This window comes from Mycobacterium novum, assembly GCF_010726505.1.
In the GTDB taxonomy this organism is placed as follows: Bacteria; Actinomycetota; Actinomycetes; order Mycobacteriales; family Mycobacteriaceae; genus Mycobacterium; species Mycobacterium algericum.
In genome coordinates, this window is record NZ_AP022562.1 from 2,210,368 (window position 1) to 2,228,703 (window position 18,336).

Below are 18,336 nucleotides of genomic sequence, written 5' to 3' on the forward strand. Positions count from 1 at the left end.
TCCCACCGGCCCGTATGGTGGCGCGAGCGCAATACGGCGGTCGCCGCAGAAACCGGTGTCCGGCCCATTCGGCGCATGGTGGCAGAACTCTAAGAGCTCGATCCCGGCCTTCTGTGGTTGACTACACCGGCACTGTCGCGCACGCGCGCGCAGAATCTGGCCCGACTCGGGCCCACGTTATGAGCACGGCAACGAGACGAATGAGGATGCCCAGGATGAAGTTGCTTGACAGGTTGATGGTCGCCGCCTCCGGCGCGGCCCTGCTTGCGGGGTTGGTTGGTGCCGCCGGTGGTACCGCGGAGGCCAACGCCTTCTCCCGGCCGGGTCTGCCGGTCGAGTACCTCCAGGTGCCCTCGGCGGCGATGGGCCGCGACATCAAGGTCCAGTTCCAGCCCGGTGGCTCGGACTCCCCGGGGCTGTACCTGCTCGACGGCATGCGCGCCCAGGACGACTTCAACGGCTGGGACATCAACACCCCGGCGTTCGAGTGGTACCTCAACTCGGGCATCTCGGTGATCATGCCGGTCGGTGGCCAGTCCAGCTTCTACAGCGACTGGTACAAGCCGGCCTGCGGCAAGGCGGGCTGCTCCACCTACAAGTGGGAGACCTTCCTGACCCGTGAGCTGCCGGCCTACCTGGCGTCGGAGTACGGCGTGAGCCAGAGCCGCAACGCCGCGGTCGGGCTGTCGATGGCCGGTTCGTCGGCGATGACGCTGGCCATCTACCACCCGAACCAGTTCACCTACGCCGGTTCGCTGTCGGGCTACCTCAACCCGTCCACCGGGAAGGGCTGGATCGGCCTGTCGATGGGCGACGCGGGTGGCTACAAGAAGAACGACATGTGGGGCGACGACAACGACCCGGCGTGGCTGCGCAACGACCCGACCGTCAACGTCGACAAGCTGGTCGCCAACAACACCCGGCTGTGGGTCTTCTGCGGCAACGGCAAGGCCAACGAGCTGGGCGGCGACAACATCCCGGCCGTCTTCCTGGAGCAGAACTTCATGATCGGCGCCAACAAGAAGTTCCAGGAGCTCTACACCGCTGCCGGCGGCAACAACGCGATCTTCAACTTCCCCGAGTACGGCACGCACTCCTGGGAGTACTGGGGTCAGCAGCTGCAGGCGATGAAGCCGGACCTGCAGAGCCACCTGGGCGCCACCCCGAACAGCGGCGAGAGCACCAGCTCGGGCGAGTAGTCAGCAGCAACGATGTACCGCCGACGGCGGCGACCTGCGGGTCGCCGCCGTCGACCGTTTTCTGTCCTGCCCGCCGGTGCCGTGTGATTGACTACCTTCCGGAGTCAGGGCGCGCGACCAGCGGCGGGTGACACCACGAAATCTGTGCCGACGAGCGAGGTGGGTATGAGCGGACTGTCGAAGTTGTGGCGGGCACTGTGCGTGACCGTGCTGATGCTGGGCATGTGGGGCGGCGGCGCGATCGTCGGTTCCAGCGCTCAGGCCGCACCGTACGAGAGCCTGATGGTGCCGTCGCCGTCGATGGGCCGTGATATCCCGGTGGCGTTCCTCAACCAGGGCCCGCACGCGGTCTACCTGCTCGACGCCTTCGACGCCCACCCCGAGGTGAGCAACTGGGTGACCGCGGGCAACGCGATGAACACCTTGGCCGGCAAGGGCGTCTCGGTGGTCGCCCCGGCCGGCGGGGCCTACAGCATGTACACCAACTGGGAGCAAGACGGCAGCAAGCAGTGGGACACCTTCTTGTCCAGCGAGCTGCCGGACTGGCTGGCGGCCAACCGGGGCCTGGCGCCGGGCGGTCACGGCGTGGTCGGCGCGTCCCAGGGCGGCTACGGCGCGCTGGCGCTGGCCACCTTCCACCCCGACCGGTTCGGCTTCGCCGGCTCGATGTCGGGTTTCCTGAACCCGTCGCACACCACGGAAAGCGGTGTCATCAGCGCCGGCCTGGAGAACTTCGGCGGCGTCGACCCGTACGGCATGTGGGGCGCGCCGCAGCTGGGCCGCTGGAAGTGGCACGACCCCACCGTGCACGCCACCCTGTTGGCGCAGAACAACACCCGGGTCTGGGTCTACAGCCCCCTGGGCGGCGCCTCCAACCCGGCCGCGATGATCGGCGACCCGGCCGAGGCGGCCGGCAGCGGGCGGTTCTTCAACATGCAGTACCGCCAGTCGCGCGGCCGCAACGGGCATTTCGACTTCTCCGGCGGTGACAACGGCTGGGGTTCGTGGTCATCGCAGCTGGGGGCCATGGTCGGCGACATCGTCGGTGCGATCCGTTAATTCGGCGTTGACACTGCACTCAGGGCGCAAAAGTGCGAGTAAGCAGCGCCCTCAGCGCAGCGTCAACGTGTTCCAGGCGGCCCTGACGCGGCGCAGGACGTCGCCGCCGCGGTGTTCCTTGAGCACCTTGATGTGCGTCCAGCCCAGCTGCCGGATGTACTCGAGCCGGGTGGCGTCCCAGACGTACTGCGGCCGGTCGGTGAGGTGGTGCTCGCCGTCGTACTCGACCGCCAGCATGAGGTCTTGCCACCCCATGTCCAGAAAGTACTTGGGGCGACCGTCCGGCCCGGGGACCGGGATCTGGGTGGTCGGGCGGGGGAAGCCGCCGCCCATCAGCAGCAGCCGCAACCAGGTCTCCTTCGGCGATTCGGCGCCGGCGTCGACGAGGTCGAGCGCGGCCTCGAGCTGACGCAGCCCGCGGGTATGACGGTGGCGCCGGGCCAGTTCGAGCACATCGGCGGTGCGCAAGCCGGTGGCGTTGGCCAGTGCGTCCAGCCGGGCGACCGCCTGACCCAGGTGCCCACGCCGGCCGAGGTCGAACGCCGTCCGCGCCACCGTGGTCACCGCCATCCCGCGGCGGTGTTGCTGCTCGCCGGGGAGCAGTAGGTCATTGCGGGTCAGCACGCCGGCCGGAGGGTGGGTGTTGCGCCAGATCAGTTCGATCGGAACGGTGGCATCGACCCATTTCGCGCCGTGCAGCGCTGAGGCGGCGGCCCCGGCGACCACCGCCTGGCCGCCCGACCACAGCCAGGCGGCGACCGTCCGCTGCTGCAGGCTCGGGCGGGTGCGTGCCGGCAGGTACACGTTCGGTAGCACCGCCACGTGATGGCGACGCAACTCGTAGCGGGTCAGGTTCCCGGCCGCCAACGCCGCACTGCCGACAAAAGGCATCTCGGAATCCGTCATGCCCAGATGATGGCCGCAGCGGGTCCCAGCGCGTCGACGCTGATCCACAACACCAGTTGACGCTGCGTCCAGGGCGCAAGAGTGCGAGTAAGCAGCGCCCGCAGTGCAGCATCAATGGCCTTAGCCAGCGAAAGCCGCCGATCTGTACCGTTATAGGCGATATGGCCAAGAAAGCACGCAAGTCCACCGCGAAATCCCCACGTAAATCCCCGGCGAAAGCGCTGCGCAACCGGCGCCGCGTGCTGGCGTGGGTGGCCGCCGGTGCGATGGCCCTGGCGGTGGCGCTGGTGGCGGTGGTCGTGGTGATCTGGATCCGGCACCCCGGCTCGCCGCCGATCGCCGATCAGCCGTCGGAGGGCGTCCCGCCGACCAGTTCGGCGCCGCCGCGGGCCAAGAAGCCCCGTCCGGCCTATCAGGACGCCAGCTGCCCGGACGTGCAACTGGTCTCGGTGCCCGGCACCTGGGAGACCTCGCCCACCGACGACCCGCTGAACCCCACCCAGTTCCCCATTGCGCTGCTGCTCACCGTGACCCGCCCGATCGCCGAGCAGTTCGACGCCTCCCGGGTGCAGACCTACACGGTTCCCTACACCGCGCAGTTCCACAATCCGCTCTCTGCCGACAAGCAGATGAGCTACAACGACAGCCGCGCCGAGGGCACCCGCAACACCATCAAGGCGATGACCGAGATGAACGAGAAGTGCCCGTTGACCAGCTACGTGCTGGTCGGCTTCTCGCAGGGAGCGGTGATCGCCGGTGATATCGCCAGCGACATCGGCAACGGCCGCGGCCCGGTCGACGAGGACTTGGTGCTGGGTGTGACGCTGATCGCCGACGGCCGCCGCCAGGAGGGACCCGGCGGCGGGATCGATGTGCCGCCGACCCCGCCGGGGCAGGGCGCCGAGGTGACCCTGCACGAGCTGCCGATCCTGTCCGGGATGGGGCTGACCATGACCGGCGCCCGCGACGGCGGTTTCGGTGACCTGGCCGAGCGCACCTACGAGATCTGCGCGCGCGGGGATCTGATCTGCGCCGCCCCGCAAGAGGCGTTCAGCATCGGTAAGCTGCCGGCCACCCTGGAAACGCTGGCCGGTGGCGCCGGTCAGCCGGTCCACGCGTTGTACGGCACCACCGCGGTCTGGAGTCAGGACGGCCTGTCCGCCACGCAGTGGACGCTGAACTGGGCGCGGGAGCTGGTGGACAATGCGCCGCATCCGCCACACGGCTGAATCCGGCGTAGTCGGGACGCCGCGTAGACCCCGCGGTTTAGCGAGGCTCGACGGAGGAGAGGCGAAGCTGGGACCGCCGCGGGAACCCCGAGATAGCCGTCACACGCGGTACCGTTTGATTTGGCACACGCCGCGCCGACCTCTAACATTAAGAAGAATTTAAGAGCATGCGGCTCGTGGCCGCGGGGCCAGCAGCAGGCGTCGAGGGGTATCGGAATCCCGCTACCATCTGTGAGGTCCCGGGCCCGCGCGACGGACCACACCACGCGGCCGGCCGCGCCCGGCAGCCGACTGAACGTATGTTCGCGACAGGAGATTTTGCATGGCCCCGGCACCAGCACAGGCCTCTTACCACAACCCCTTCGTCAAAGACGGCAAGATCCGGTTCCCCGACAACGCCAACCTGGTGAAGACGGTTGAGCGCTGGGCCGCACTGCGCGGTGACAAGCTGGCCTACCGGTTCCTGGACTACTCCACCGAGCGTGACGGCGTGGCCCGCGACATCTCCTGGGCGGACTTCGGCGCCCGCAACCGGGCGGTGGCGGCCCGGCTGCAGCAGGTCACCCAGCCCGGTGACCGGGTGGCGATCCTGTGCCCGCAGAACCTGGACTACCTGGTGTCGTTCTTCGGCATCATGTACTCCGGCCGGATCGCGGTGCCGCTGTTCGACCCGGGCGAACCGGGCCACGTGGGCCGGCTGCACGCGGTGCTCGACGACTGCACCCCGTCGGCGGTGCTGACCACCACCGATTCCGCCGAGGGGGTGCGGAAGTTCTTCCGCAGCCGCCCGGCCAACGCCCGGCCGCGCGTCATCGCCGTCGACGCGGTGCCCGCCGAGGTGGGCTCGACCTGGGTGATGCCGGAGGCCGACCGGGACGCGATCGCCTACCTGCAGTACACCTCCGGGTCCACCCGCACCCCGACCGGGGTGAAGATCACCCACCTGAACCTACCCACCAACGTCGTCCAGCTGCTGGATTCGCTCAAGGGGCGCGAGGGCGACCGCGGGGTGACGTGGCTGCCGTTCTTCCACGACATGGGCCTGGTCACGATTCTGCTGTCGTGCGTGTTGGGCCAGCAGTTCACCTTCATGACGCCGGCCGCGTTCGTCCGCCGGCCCTACCGGTGGATCAAGGAGATGTCGCGCAAGGAGGGCGAGACCGGGGAGTGCTTCTCGGTGGCGCCGAACTTCGCCTTCGAGCACGCCGCGGCGCGTGGCCTGCCCAAGGAGGGTGACCCGCCGCTGGACCTGAGCAACGTCCGGGCGATCCTCAACGGCAGCGAGCCGGTGTCGGCCGCGTCGGTGCGCAAGTTCAACGAGGCGTTCGCGCCGTTCGGCTTCCGCGAGGAGGCCATCAAGCCGTCCTACGGCCTGGCGGAGGCCACGCTGTTCGTGTCCACCACCCCGCCCGACGAAGGGCCGCGGATCATCTACGTCGACCGCGAGGAGCTCAACAACGGCAACCGGTTCGTCGAGGTGCCCGCGGACGCCCCCAACGCGGTCAGCCAGGCCTCGGCCGGCCGGGTCAGCGTGGACCAGTGGGCGGTGATCGTCGACTACGAGACCGGGGCCGAGCTGCCTGATGGCCAGATCGGCGAGATCTGGTTGCAGGGCAACAACATGGGCGTCGGCTACTGGAACCGCGACAAGGAGAGCGCCGACACCTTCAAGAACGTGCTGAAGTCACGGACCAGCCCGTCGCGCGCCGAGGGCTCCGACGAGGACGGCTTCTGGGTGCGTACCGGCGACTACGGCGCCTACTTCGACGACGACCTCTACATCACCGGCCGTGTGAAGGACCTGGTGATCGTCGACGGCCGCAATCACTACCCGCAGGACCTGGAGTACTCCGCGCAGGAGGCCAGCCGGGCGCTGCGGGCCGGGTACGTCGCGGCGTTCTCGGTGCCGGCCAACCAGCTGCCGCAGGCGGCGTTCGACAACCCGCACTCCGGGCTGAAGTTCGACCCCGAGGACAGCTCCGAGCAGTTGGTGATCGTCGCCGAGCGCGCGCCCGGCGCCCACAAGCTGGAGTACCAGCCCATCGCCGACGACATCCGGGCGGCGATCGCGGTGCGCCACGGCGTGACGGTGCGTGACGTGCTGCTGGTGTCGGCGGGCACCGTGCCGCGCACCTCCAGCGGCAAGATCGGCCGGCGCGCCTGCCGGGCCGCCTATCTGGACGGCAGCCTGCGCGGCGGCACCACCGGCCCGAACGCCTACCCCGACGAGGTCTGACCCCAGATGAGCGAGGCACCGCAGATGACCGGCGACGACGCAGCATTGCGCGGCACCAGCCGCACCGACCTGACCGTCGCCGACATGCGGGCCTGGCTGCGCAACTGGGTGGCCAACGCCACCGCGCAGCCGCCGGAGAAGATCAACGAGACCGCCCCGCTGATCGAGCTGGGCTTGTCCTCGCGCGACGCGGTGGCGATGGCTTCCGACATCGAGGACTACACCGGGGTGACGCTCTCGGCGACGGTGGCATTCCGGCACCCGACGATCGAGGCGCTGGCCACCGTGATCATCGAGGGCGAGCCGGTGGTCGTGGACCATTCCGGCGACGAGGACTGGTCGCGCGAGGCCGACGTCGACGACATCGCGGTGGTCGGCCTGGCCACCCGTTTCCCCGGCGACATGAACTCCGCCGAGGAGACCTGGACCAAACTGCTGGCCGGCATCGACGCGATCACCGACCTGCCGGAGGGCCGCTGGAGCGAGTTCCTGTCCGAGCCGCGCATCGCCGAGCGGGTCGGCAAAGCGCGCACCCGCGGCGGCTACCTGTCCGACATCAAGGGTTTCGACGCCGAGTTCTTCGCGCTGTCGAAGATGGAAGCCGACAACATCGACCCGCAGCAGCGGATGGCGCTCGAATTGACCTGGGAGGCATTGGAACACGCCCGGATCCCGGCGTCCTCGCTGCGTGGCGAGCCGGTCGCGGTGTACATGGGATCCTCCAACGCCGACTACCAGAACCTGGCGCTGTCCGACCCGAGCGTCACCCACCCGTATGCCATCACCGGCAACGCCAGCTCGATCATCGCCAACCGGGTGAGCTACTTCTACGACTTCCGCGGGCCGTCGGTGGCCGTGGACACCGCCTGCTCGTCCTCGCTGGTGGCGGCACACGCGGGGGTGCAGGCGCTGCGCAACGGTGAGGCCGATGTGGCGATCGTGGGTGGCGTCAACGCGCTGATCACCCCGCTGGTGACGGTCGGCTTCGACGAGGTCGGCGGGGTGCTGTCGCCCGACGGCCGGATCAAGTCGTTCTCCTCCGACGCCGACGGCTACGCGCGTTCCGAGGGCGGCGGCGTGCTGGTGCTCAAGCGGGTCGAGGACGCCCGCCGCGACGGCGACCAGATCCTCGCGGTGATCGCCGGGTCCGCGGTCAACCACGACGGCCGCTCCAACGGCCTGTTGGCGCCCAACCCGGACGCGCAGGAGGCCGTGCTGCGCAAGGCCTACAAGAACGCGGGCATCGACCCGCGCACCGTGGACTACATCGAGGCGCACGGCACCGGCACCATCCTGGGTGACCCGATCGAGGCCGAGGCGCTGGGCCGGGTGGTCGGACGCGGCCGCGCCGCCGACAAGCCGGCGCTGCTGGGCGCGGTGAAATCCAATGTGGGACACCTGGAGTCGGCGGCCGGGGCGGCCAGCCTGGCCAAGATCGTGCTGGCGTTGCAGCACGACAAGATCCCGCCGTCGATCAACTACGCCGGCCCCAACCCCTACATCGACTTCGCGGCCACCCACCTGAAGGTCGCCGACACCGTCACCGACTGGCCCCGCTACGGCGGTTACGCGGTGGCCGGGGTATCCGGCTTCGGGTTCGGCGGGGCCAACGCGCACCTGGTGGTGCGCGAGGTGCTGCCGCGCGACGTGGTCGAGAAAGAGGTCGAGGAGCCCGAAGCGCCTGCGCCGGTGGAGGATCCGGTGCTCGAGCACGAGGCGCCCCGCTTCGACGAGTACGGCGAGTTCATCGGACCTGACGGCTCGGACGACGCGCCCGAGTACGAACTGCCCGGCCTGACCGAGGAGGCGCTGCGCCTCAAGGAGGCCGCGCTGGCCGAGCTGGCCGACCGGGCGCCGGCTCGGCTCATCCCGCTGGCGGTCTCGGCGTTCCTGACGTCGCGCAAGAAGGCCGCCGCAGCCGAACTGGCCGACTGGATCGACAGCGACGAGGGCCGGGCCACCCCGCTGGAGTCGATCGGCCGGGCGCTGTCGCGGCGCAACCACGGCCGGTCTCGCGCGGTGGTGCTGGCCCACGACCACGACGAGGCCATCGCCGGTCTGCGGGCGGTCGCCGAGGGCAAGACGAAGCCGAACGTCTACTCCGCCGACGGCCCGGTGACCAACGGCCCGGTGTGGGTGCTGGCCGGATTCGGTGCGCAGCACCGCAAGATGGGCAAGGACCTCTACCTGCGCGATGAGATCTTCGCGGAGTGGATCGACAAGATCGACGCGCTGATCCAGGACGAGCGTGGCGTCTCGATTCTGGAGATGATCCTCGACGACGCGGTCGACTACACCGCCGACACCGTCGAGTACCCGATCGAAGCGGTCCAGCTGGTGATCTTCGCGATCCAGATCGCGCTCGGCGAACTGCTGCGGGCGCACGGCGCCAACCCGGCGGCGATGATCGGCCAGTCGCTGGGCGAGCCGGGTGCGGCCTACTTCGCCGGCGGGCTGTCGCTGCGCGACACCGTCCGCATCATCGTGCCGCGCGCCCGGCTGATGGGCGAGGGCGAAGCCATGCTGTTCGGCGAGTACATCCGGCTGATGGCGCTGGTGGAGTACTCCGCCGAGGAGATCAAGACCGTGTTCGCCGACTTCCCCGACCTGGAGGTCTGCGTCTACGCCGCACCGAGTCAGACCGTGATCGGCGGCCCGCCCGAGCAGGTCGACGCGATCATCGCCCGCGCCGAGGCCGAGGGGCGCTTCGCGCGCAAGTTCCAGACCAAGGGCGCCAGCCACACCGCCCAGATGGACCCGCTGCTCGGCGAATTCACCGCGGACCTGCAGGGCATCGAGCCGATGCCGCTGAACTGCGGCTACTTCTCCACCGTGCACGAGGGCAGCTACATCCGCCCCGGCGCCGAGCCGATCCACGACGTCGACTACTGGAAGAAGGGGCTGCGCCACTCGGTGTACTTCACCCACGGGGTGCGCAACGCCGTCGACAACGGCTACACCACCTTCCTGGAGTTGGCGCCCAACCCGGTGGCGCTGATGCAGGTCGGCCTGACCACCGCCGACGCCGGACTGCCTGACGCGCAGTTGATCGCCACGCTGGCCCGCAAGGCCGACGAAGTCGACGCGATGACGATGGCGATGGCGCAGCTCTACGTCCACGGCCACGACCTGGACATGCGCACGCTGTTCCCGCGCCACACGCAGGGCCCGGTCGGCCCGGAGGAGTTCGCCAACATTCCGCCGACGCGGTTCAAGCGCAAGCCGCACTGGCTTGACGCCCGCTTCTCCGGCGACGCCACCGGCGTCATGCCCGGATCGCATGTCGCGCTGCCCGACGGCCGGCACGTCTTCGAGTACGCCGGGCGCGGCGAGACCGACCTGGCCGCCCTGGTGAAATCGGCTGCGGCGGCCGTGATCCCGGACGCATCGCTGGTGGCGTCCGAGCAGCGGGCGGTGCCGGCCGAGGGTTCCCGGCTGGTGACCACGCTGACCCGGCACCCGGGTGGTGCCGCGGTGCAGGTGCACTCGCGCATCGGCGAGTCCTTCACGCTGGTCTACGACGCGCTGGTCTCGCGCGGCGGTGCGGGCGGTGTGGCGCTGCCCGTGGCGGTCGGCGCCGGCACGTCGGTGACATCGGAATCCGTTGCGGCACCGGCCGACAACGGGCTGGCCGACGATACTGACGACGCAGCGATCCTGCATGACAACCTCACCGCCGGCGCCGGACTGGCCGCCGGTTTCGCCAAGTGGTCACCGGATTCCGGTGAGACCATCGCCGACCGGCTCGGTGCGATCGTCGGCGGCGCAATGGGTTACGAGCCCGAGGATCTGCCGTGGGAGGTGCCGCTGATCGAGCTGGGCCTGGATTCGCTGATGGCGGTGCGCATCAAGAACCGGGTCGAATACGACTTCGACATACCGCCGATCCAGCTGACCGCGGTCCGCGACGCGAACCTCTACAACGTCGAGGAGATGCTCCGCTACGCGGTCGAGCACCGCGACGAGGTCGAGGCGCTGCACGAGCACCAGAAGACACAGACACCCGAGGAGATCGCCGCCGAACAGGCCGCGCTGATCTCGGGTGCGACCGCGACGACGGTGGCCGCACCCGCGCCGGACCCGCAGGCCGAGCCCGACACCGATGCCGCGCCGCCTGCCTCGGACATCCCGGTCCCGCCGCCGCCGACCGATCCGGCCGGGCCGGCGATCCCGCCGCCGCCCACCGATCCGTCCGGACCGACCGCCGGCCAGACCGGCGTGAGCACCAAGACGGCTGCCGCCGCGGCCGCCAAGGTGCTCACCTCCGAGGCGGTGACCGAGGCGCTGGGCGCCGACGTGCCGCCGCGGGATGCCGCCGAGCGGGTCACCTTCGCGACCTGGGCGATCGTCACCGGCAAGTCCCCGGGCGGCATCTTCAACGAGCTGCCCGCCCTCGACGACGACACGGCGGTCAAGTTGGCCGAGCGGCTGTCCGAGCGGGCCGAGGGCATCATCACCGTCGACGACGTCACGTCGGCCGCCACCATCGAGGCGCTGGCGACCATCGTCCGCGACCACCTCGAAGAAGGTGTGGTGGACGGGTTCGTCCGCACCCTGCGGGCACCAACCCAAAAGTCTGCTGGGGGGGCTTCGAAAGCCTTGCCGCTGTTCGTGTTCCACCCGGCGGGCGGCTCAACGGTGGTCTACGAACCGCTGATGAAGCGGCTGCCCGCCGACACCCCGGTCTACGGCATCGAGCGGGTGGAAGGCTCCATCGAGGAGCGCGCCGCCGAGTACGTGCCCAAGCTGCTGGAGATGCACGACGGCCCGTTCGCGCTGGCCGGCTGGTCACTGGGCGGGGCGCTGGCCTACGCCTGCGCGATCGGCCTGACCCGGGCCGGTGCCGACGTGCGCTACGTCGGGCTCATCGACCTGGTGCTGCCCGGCGAGCCGATCGACCAGAGCAAGGAGGGGATGCGGGCGCGCTGGGACCGCTACGCGCGCTTCGCCGAGCGCACCTTCAACGTCGAGGTGCCCGAGATCCCCTACGAGGAGCTGGAGAAGCTCGACGACGAGGGCCAGGTACGCTTCGTCCTCGATGTCGTCGCGCAGAGCGGCGTGCAGATCCCGGGTGGGATCATCGAGCACCAGCGCACGTCATACCTGGACAACCGCGCCCTGGACACCATCGAGATCCAGCCGTATGACGGGCACGTCACGTTGTACATGGCCGACCGCTACCACGACGACGCCATCGTCTTCGAGCCCGCGTATGCCACCCGCAAGCCCGACGGCGGCTGGGGCGAGTACATCTCCGATCTGGAGATCGTGCCGATCGGGGGCGAGCACATCCAGGCCATCGATGAGCCGTACATTGCCAAAGTGGGCGCCCACATGAGCGAGGCGCTCAACCGCATCGAAGGAGAGCAGTGACCACCGAGCTCCCGCCGCCGAAATCCAAGACCACCGCCGAACTCCTGGCTGAGCTCCGCGAGAAGCTGGAGATCGCCAAGGAGCCCGGCGGTGAGAAGGCCGTCGCCAAGCGGGAGAAGAAGGGCATCCCCAGTGCCCGCGCCCGGATCAATGCGCTGCTGGACCCGGGCAGCTTCATGGAGATCGGCGCGCTGTGCAAGACCCCCGGCGACCCGAATGCGCTCTACGGCGACGGCGTGGTGACCGGCCACGGCCGGATCAACGGCCGGCCGGTCTGCGTGTTCAGTCACGACCAGACGGTGTTCCAGGGCTCGGTGGGTGAGATGTTCGGCCGCAAGGTGGCGGCGCTGATGGAGTGGGCCGCCAAGACCGGCTGCCCGATGATCGGCATCAACGACTCGGCCGGCGCCCGCATCCAGGACGCGGTGACCTCGCTGGCCTGGTACGCCGAGCTGGGTCGTCGCCACGAACTGCTGCGCGGCCTGGTGCCGGAGATCTCCATCATCTTGGGCAAATGCGCTGGCGGAGCCGTGTATTCGCCGATCCAGACCGACCTCGTGGTGGCGGTGCGCGACCAGGGCTACATGTTCGTCACCGGTCCGGACGTCATCAAGGACGTCACCGGTGAGGACGTCACCCTCGACGAGTTGGGCGGCGCCGACGCGCAGGCCCGCTACGGCAACATCCACCAGGTGGTCGAGGACGAGGCGGCGGCGTTCCAGTACGTCCGGGACTACCTGTCGTTCCTGCCCGCCAACACCTTTGACGACCCGCCGATCGTCAACCCGGGCCTGGAACCGGAGATCACCCCGCACGATCTGGAGCTGGATGCCATCGTGCCCGACTCCGACAACACCGCCTACGACATGCACGAGATCCTGCTGCGGATCTTCGACGACGGCGACATCTTCGAGGTCGGTCAGCAACGCGGCCAGGCGATGATCACCGCGTTCGCCCGGGTCGACGGGCATCCGGTCGGGGTGATCGCCAACCAGCCGATGTACATGTCCGGTGCCATCGACAACGAGGCCTCGGACAAGTCGGCCGGCTTCATCCGGTTCTGCGACTCCTACAACTTGCCGCTGGTCTTCGTCGTCGACACTCCCGGGTTCCTGCCCGGTGTGGAGCAGGAGAAGGGCGGGATCATCAAGCGCGGCGGCCGGTTCCTCAACGCGGTGGTGGAGGCCGATGTGCCGAAGGTGACCATCACCATTCGCAAGTCCTACGGCGGCGCCTACGCGGTGATGGGTTCCAAGCAACTCTCCGCCGACCTCAACTTCGCCTGGCCGACCGCCCGGATCACCGTGATCGGGGCCGAGGGCGCGGCGCAGCTGCTGATGAAGCGCTTCCCGGACCCCACCACGCCGGAGGCGCAGAAGGTCAAGGCCGACTTCATCGCCGGCTACAACGAGAACATGGCCATCCCGTGGGTGGCCGCCGAGCGCGGTTACATCGACGGGGTGATCCAGCCGCACGAGACCCGGCTGCTGCTGCGCAGGTCGCTGCGCCTGCTCGTCGACAAGCAGAACACCCGCAAGGTGCAGCGCAAGCACGGCCTGTTGCCCATCTAGGCACAATTTTGGCGCGAGCGTGCGGGTCCCCGGCCGACACGCCGAGCGGTCGGCCGGATCCACGCACGCTCGCGCCCGGCTTGGCGCTGCTTGTGGCAACGGCCGCCGCACTGCTGTGGGCCAACTACGCCGGCCAGACGTACAGCGGCTTCTGGGACACGGAGTTCGGCTGGTCGCGGCTGGGTTTGCGGATGGATGGGCGGCATTGGGTCAACGACGCATTGATGACGGTGTTCTTCTTCGTCATCGGCCTGGAGCTCAAACATGAACTGACCCAAGGGGCGCTGGCCCATCCACGCCGCGCACTGGTCCCGGTGATCGCAGCGGTCGGTGGGGCGGTGGTGCCGGCGGCCATCTTTTTGGCCATCACCTGGGGAACCGATGCGGTGTCGGGCTGGGGTGTGCCGATGGCCACCGATCCGGCGTTTGCGGTCGGCATCTTGGCATTGGTCGCCCCGCGCGCCCCAGCAGGACTACGGGCCATCCTGCTGGCGATCGCCACCGTCGACGACGTGCTGGCGGTGCTGGTGATCGCGTTCGGCTACGCGCGCGGGCTCACCTGGGGCTGGCTTGCCGCGGCGGCGGCCGCCGCTGTTCGTTGCCCGCCGAGGTCCGCGCGGCACATGTGCTCGGATTGGGCTGCATGGCCGGGCTCGGCTTCACCGTCGCCTTGTTCGTGACCGATCTCGCCTACACCGACAGCAGCATGATCGAGCACGCCAAGGCCGGCGTATTCGCGGCATCGCTGGTGGCCGCCGGGACCGCCGCCGCAGTCCTGGCCTGCACCGGCCGGCGGGCCGCCACGCATTAAGTTAACGTTCAGCGTTCAGTGCCGACCGACTGAGGCGCGCTGTTATAACGCCTGGTCAAGCCGCGGATCGCCGCCCGGCGATACTAAATTTGACATAACAGAGTGTGATTGGAATCATCCAGTCGACAACGGTCCGTTGATCTGCGGACGTGCGAGCGCGGCGAGGAAGTCGGGATGTTTGATGCAGTCGCGGCACGCTCCGGGCGCCGCACACCAGGCCTGCTAGCCGCACTGGGCGCCGTCACCTTGGTCTCCGGACTCACCGGCGCCCCGCAGCTGACGTCGCCGGCGCCCGCTCAGGCCGGCGTGCTGCTGTCCGCCGGCACCGATTCACTCGCGGAATCGAACATTGCGCTGATCATGGGGCCCAGCATGATCCCGACGCCGAGCCAGCAGTACGCCGACATCGTGAACGACCTCTTTTTGCAGCCGCGCGGTTTCGCCGGCGAACTCGAGGTACTGACCACCCCGCAGGCACCCTATTTGCTGGATGACTCCATGGCCGAGGGCGCGCAGGCTCTGGTCGAGCGGGTGCAGAGCCTGATCGCGGACGGGCAGGCCGGCGCCGATAACCCGGTGACGGTCTTCGGCTACTCGCAGAGCGCCGCGCTGACCACGCTGGCCATGCAGCAACTCTATGACGCCGGGGTGTCGACTGACGCCGTGCGTTTCGTGTTGATCGGCGATTCGGCGAACCCGAACGGCGGCCTGCTGGTCGGTTTCGAAGAGATGCAGGACTTCTACGACGCCATGCGAGATGCCGGCGTCACGTTGGGCAACCCGACGCCCAACGATCTGTACGCCACCGACATCTACACCTTGGAGTACGACGGCTACGCGGCCTTTCCGCACTACCCGCTGAACCTCCTGGCCACCCTGAACGCGATCATGGGTATGGCTACGCAGCACATGGCCTACCTCGGACTGACTTCCGAGCAGCTTGAGCAGGCGATCCTGCTGGAGTCCAGTCCCGACAGCCTGATCAACTCCTACATGGTTCCCAGCGAGCACCTCCCGCTGCTGTTGCCGCTGCTGTTCATGCCCGTGTTCGGAAAGCCGCTCTACGACCTGCTGGAACCGACCATGCGGATCCTGGTGAACCTGGGCTACGGCAACATCGAACACGGCTGGTATGACGGCCCGGCCGACCAGCCGACGATGTTCTCGCTCGATTCTCAGGACGTCGACTGGACGGAGTTCAACGCCGCGTTGGCCGTGGCGGCGCAGACCGGCTGGGACAACTTCGTTGCCGGCGTGATGGACCCGGCGACCTACCAGTGGCTGGACCCGGCCGACGATCCCGCCTTCGCGAATCTGATTGCGGCCGGCGAGGCTATGGGCCTCGGCGGAGGTTCGGTGCCGGAGCTGCTCGAGAACCTGACGAATCTGATGTGGGAATCGCTGGTCGGCCAATACCTAGACCCGGCTTACTGGGCAGACGTCTCCTAAGATCCCTTTCGCCGCGAGCTGGGCCCCCGCTCACTGCGAGTCGCACTACGCACACCGCCGCGCCCGCTGCAGTGAATGACCGGTATCGGGCGGGTAAGTGTTGCGTAACGCTTCAGCAACACCGGCAACTTCTGCCCCAAAGCAATTATCGTTTCCCCCAGGCGATCCCACGCCGGGTTGAACGCCGAGGTCCCAATAGGCCGGGGCCGGAGCGTGATTCCCGGCTGCGCGGTTCGGCTACGGAAACTCCGGTGGTACGACAAGGGGGACTGCGTGTGGCATAGCGACGGACGGCGATGAGCCTGCTGCTGCCGGCGTCGCGGCCACCGGCGCCGGCCAAAGAAAAGCGCCGAAGCACCGCGGAGCAACGCAACCGTGTGCTGCGCAAGGCGATTGTGGCGTCGGCGGTCGGCAATGCCACCGAGTGGTACGACTACGGGGTCTACGCCGTCGTGGCGACCTATCTCACCGGAGCGTTCTTCCCCGACACACTGGGCAATCTCGGCACCATGCTCGGCTTCGCGGTTTCGTTCGTGCTGCGGCCGCTCGGTGGCATGGTCTGGGGCCCGATCGGAGACCGGTTCGGCAGGAAGTCGGTGCTGGTCGCGACCGTTCTGCTGATCGCGGTGGCGACAACGCTGATCGGCGTCCTGCCCACCTACGCCACCGCCGGCTGGTGGGCGCCGGGCCTGCTGATCGCGCTGCGCGTCGTGCAGGGGTTCTCGACCGGCGGCGAATACGGTGGCGCTGCAACGTTCATGGCCGAAAGCGCGCCGGATGCCAAGCGCGGCACCTATGGCAGTTTCCTGGAATTCGGTGCGGTGGCGGGCTTCGTGTTCGGCAGCGCGGTCGTGCTCGCGCTCGAGGCGATGTTCACCCATGAGCAGATGGTCGCCTGGGGATGGCGGATCCCCTTCCTGTTGGCCCTGCCCCTGGGCGTGGTCGGCCTGGTGCTGCGCAGCAGGATGGAAGAGACGCCGGTGTTCACCGAATGCGTTGCCTGCGAGAAGATCACCGGTTCGGCGTGGGACCGCCTGGTAGACCTGCTGACCAACTACACCCGGCCGATCCTGGTGACGTTCGCGTTGTTCGTTGTGCTGAACATCATCGACTACACCCTGGTGACGTATCAGCCGACCTACCTGCACGCCACGGCCGGACTCGACGAGCGCAGCCGGACGACTGTGGTGCTGATCGGGGAGTTGGCGATGATGGCCTGCATCCCGTTCGCCGGCGCCTGGTCGGACCGGGTCGGACGAAAGCCGCTGTGGCGCGCGTCGCTGCTGGGGTTCGCCGTGCTGGCGCTGCCGATGTACTGGCTGATGGGACACGGATTCGCCTTCGCGCTGGTGGGTTTCACGGTGCTCAGTGTGCTGTTCGCCGCGCCACTGGCAACGGTGTCGGCGACGTTCCCGGCGCTGTTCCCCACCCAGGTGCGCTACGCGGGTTTTGCGATCGCCGACAACGCCGCGGTCGCGGTATTCGGCGGCACCGCACCGGTACTGGCCGACTCGGTGATCGAACGCACCGGGTGGCAGCTCTTTCCGGCCGCCTACCTGGTGTTCGCTGCGCTGATCGGGCTCGTCGCGCTGCGGTTCCTGCCGGAAACGCTCGGATACTCGCTGCGCGGTACGGGCGTTCCCGGCGTGCCGGGCGAGCTTGAGCGCGAGTTGTCGGTGCTGACTGCGGAGGAATCGGCCCGCGTGCGCCGAAACCCGGCGTTCGACGAGGTGTGGGCGGTCGACAAGTACCTCCGCCCGCAGCAGCGGACACCCGCCGGCTATCGAGGCGTCCCGCAGCTCGCCGGGGTGAGCGGCCCGCGGATCAGGGTGTGATCACCCGCATGCCGTACAGGTAGGTGGTCAGGTACTCCTCGATCACCGGGGCTCGCATCTGTTTGGCATCGGGGATGGTGATGAGCAGGGCGTAAAGTCCGACCAGAAACGAGATGCCGTTGTGCATGACGTCGACGTCGCCGGGGATCTCGCCGCGGTCGCGGGCCCGCTGCAGTTCCTCGATGACCGCAACGATGACCGGGTGGGTGGGCCACACCTCCGTCGGCGGCCTGGTAGGCGAGAAGTGCAGCACCAGCAGGTCTTTGAACAGGTGACCGCCGAGGCGGCGTTCGAGCTTCTCCAGCACGTGGACGATCTGCGCGAGAGTGGCCCGCACGTCGTGGTCGCGGGTGAAGAAGCGGGTGAGCTCGCCGGCCATCCGCACCTCCTCGCGGTGCTCCAGCTCCAGCAGGACGTGTTCCTTGGTGGGGAAGTGGAAGAAGAACGTGCCGTGGGCGACGCCGGCCGCCGCGACGACGGCGCCGATGTCGGCGGCGGCCATGCCGGCGCGTTTGAACTCGGCGAGCGCCGCGCCGAGTAACCGCTCGCGGGTCTGCAGACCCTTGCGGCCCCGGCTGTCGGTCTTTGAATTCGGCACTGCGGTCAACTCCGGCTTCGGCGAACTGGTTCGGTCGAGTCTAGACCACCGATGACTGACTTGAATCAGA

12 protein-coding genes are annotated in these 18,336 nt (G+C 68.6%); 10 read left to right on the forward strand and 2 right to left on the reverse strand.

All coding sequences use genetic code 11. The annotated features are described in order from the left end of the window. Positions 1 to 215: 215 nt before the first annotated feature. Both G6N19_RS10265 and G6N19_RS10270 read left to right on the forward strand, forming a co-directional pair. A complete protein-coding gene (locus G6N19_RS10265; RefSeq protein ID WP_109559494.1) occupies positions 216 to 1,199 on the forward strand; it encodes an esterase family protein in 984 nt (327 codons plus the stop codon). Between the two features lie 165 nt (positions 1,200 to 1,364). After that, the gene (locus G6N19_RS10270; protein WP_193466260.1) at positions 1,365 to 2,258 is read left to right on the forward strand and encodes an esterase family protein; all 894 of its coding nucleotides are present in this window, start codon (positions 1,365 to 1,367) and stop codon (positions 2,256 to 2,258) included. Between the two features lie 51 nt (positions 2,259 to 2,309). On the opposite strand, the gene G6N19_RS10275 is transcribed toward G6N19_RS10270, so the two are convergent. Continuing rightward, on the reverse strand, positions 2,310 to 3,164 hold the full coding sequence (locus G6N19_RS10275) for a hypothetical protein (RefSeq protein ID WP_232062610.1): 855 nt from the start codon (positions 3,162 to 3,164) through the stop codon (positions 2,310 to 2,312). A 161-nt stretch (positions 3,165 to 3,325) separates the two neighbouring features. Between G6N19_RS10275 and culp6 the strand changes: the two genes are divergently transcribed. The 8 genes from culp6 to G6N19_RS10310 all read left to right on the forward strand — a co-directional run bounded on the left by culp6 (position 3,326) and on the right by G6N19_RS10310 (position 17,668). Beyond that, positions 3,326 to 4,393: a carboxylesterase Culp6 gene (gene culp6 / locus G6N19_RS10280; protein WP_013831040.1), complete on the forward strand. Its 1,068-nt coding sequence runs from the start codon at positions 3,326 to 3,328 to the stop codon at positions 4,391 to 4,393. 322 nt (positions 4,394 to 4,715) lie between these two features. Then, positions 4,716 to 6,629 carry a long-chain-fatty-acid--AMP ligase FadD32 gene (gene fadD32, locus G6N19_RS10285; protein ID WP_013831039.1) on the forward strand — a complete coding sequence of 638 codons (1,914 nt, stop codon included), beginning with the start codon at positions 4,716 to 4,718 and terminating at the stop codon, positions 6,627 to 6,629. Between the two features lie 24 nt (positions 6,630 to 6,653). Further along, complete coding sequence (pks13, locus tag G6N19_RS10290; protein ID WP_193466370.1) at positions 6,654 to 12,002, forward strand: polyketide synthase Pks13; 5,349 nt, start codon at positions 6,654 to 6,656, stop codon at positions 12,000 to 12,002. Then, complete coding sequence (locus G6N19_RS10295; RefSeq protein ID WP_193466261.1) at positions 11,999 to 13,573, forward strand: acyl-CoA carboxylase subunit beta; 1,575 nt, start codon at positions 11,999 to 12,001, stop codon at positions 13,571 to 13,573. Before pks13 ends, G6N19_RS10295 begins: the two co-directional genes overlap by 4 nt. Positions 13,574 to 13,653: 80 nt before the next feature. After that, the gene (locus G6N19_RS10300) at positions 13,654 to 14,253 is read left to right on the forward strand and encodes a Na+/H+ antiporter NhaA (RefSeq protein ID WP_197912084.1); all 600 of its coding nucleotides are present in this window, start codon (positions 13,654 to 13,656) and stop codon (positions 14,251 to 14,253) included. Beyond that, positions 14,217 to 14,384, forward strand: a complete 168-nt coding sequence (locus tag G6N19_RS20980; RefSeq protein WP_013831035.1) for a Na+/H+ antiporter NhaA — start codon at positions 14,217 to 14,219, stop codon at positions 14,382 to 14,384. Before G6N19_RS10300 ends, G6N19_RS20980 begins: the two co-directional genes overlap by 37 nt. Positions 14,385 to 14,558: 174 nt before the next feature. Continuing rightward, positions 14,559 to 15,833, forward strand: coding sequence for a PE-PPE domain-containing protein (locus tag G6N19_RS10305; protein ID WP_232062612.1), 1,275 nt, complete (start codon positions 14,559 to 14,561; stop codon positions 15,831 to 15,833). A gap of 296 nt (positions 15,834 to 16,129) precedes the next feature. Next, entirely contained in the window at positions 16,130 to 17,668 is a 1,539-nt protein-coding gene (locus G6N19_RS10310; RefSeq protein WP_193466262.1) for an MFS transporter, read from the forward strand. Here G6N19_RS10310 and G6N19_RS10315 read toward each other — a convergent pair. Next, on the reverse strand, positions 17,658 to 18,266 hold the full coding sequence (locus tag G6N19_RS10315; protein WP_013831031.1) for a TetR/AcrR family transcriptional regulator: 609 nt from the start codon (positions 18,264 to 18,266) through the stop codon (positions 17,658 to 17,660). The two genes, G6N19_RS10310 and G6N19_RS10315, sit on opposite strands and share 11 nt — an antisense overlap. Between the last annotated feature and the right edge of the window lie 70 nt (positions 18,267 to 18,336).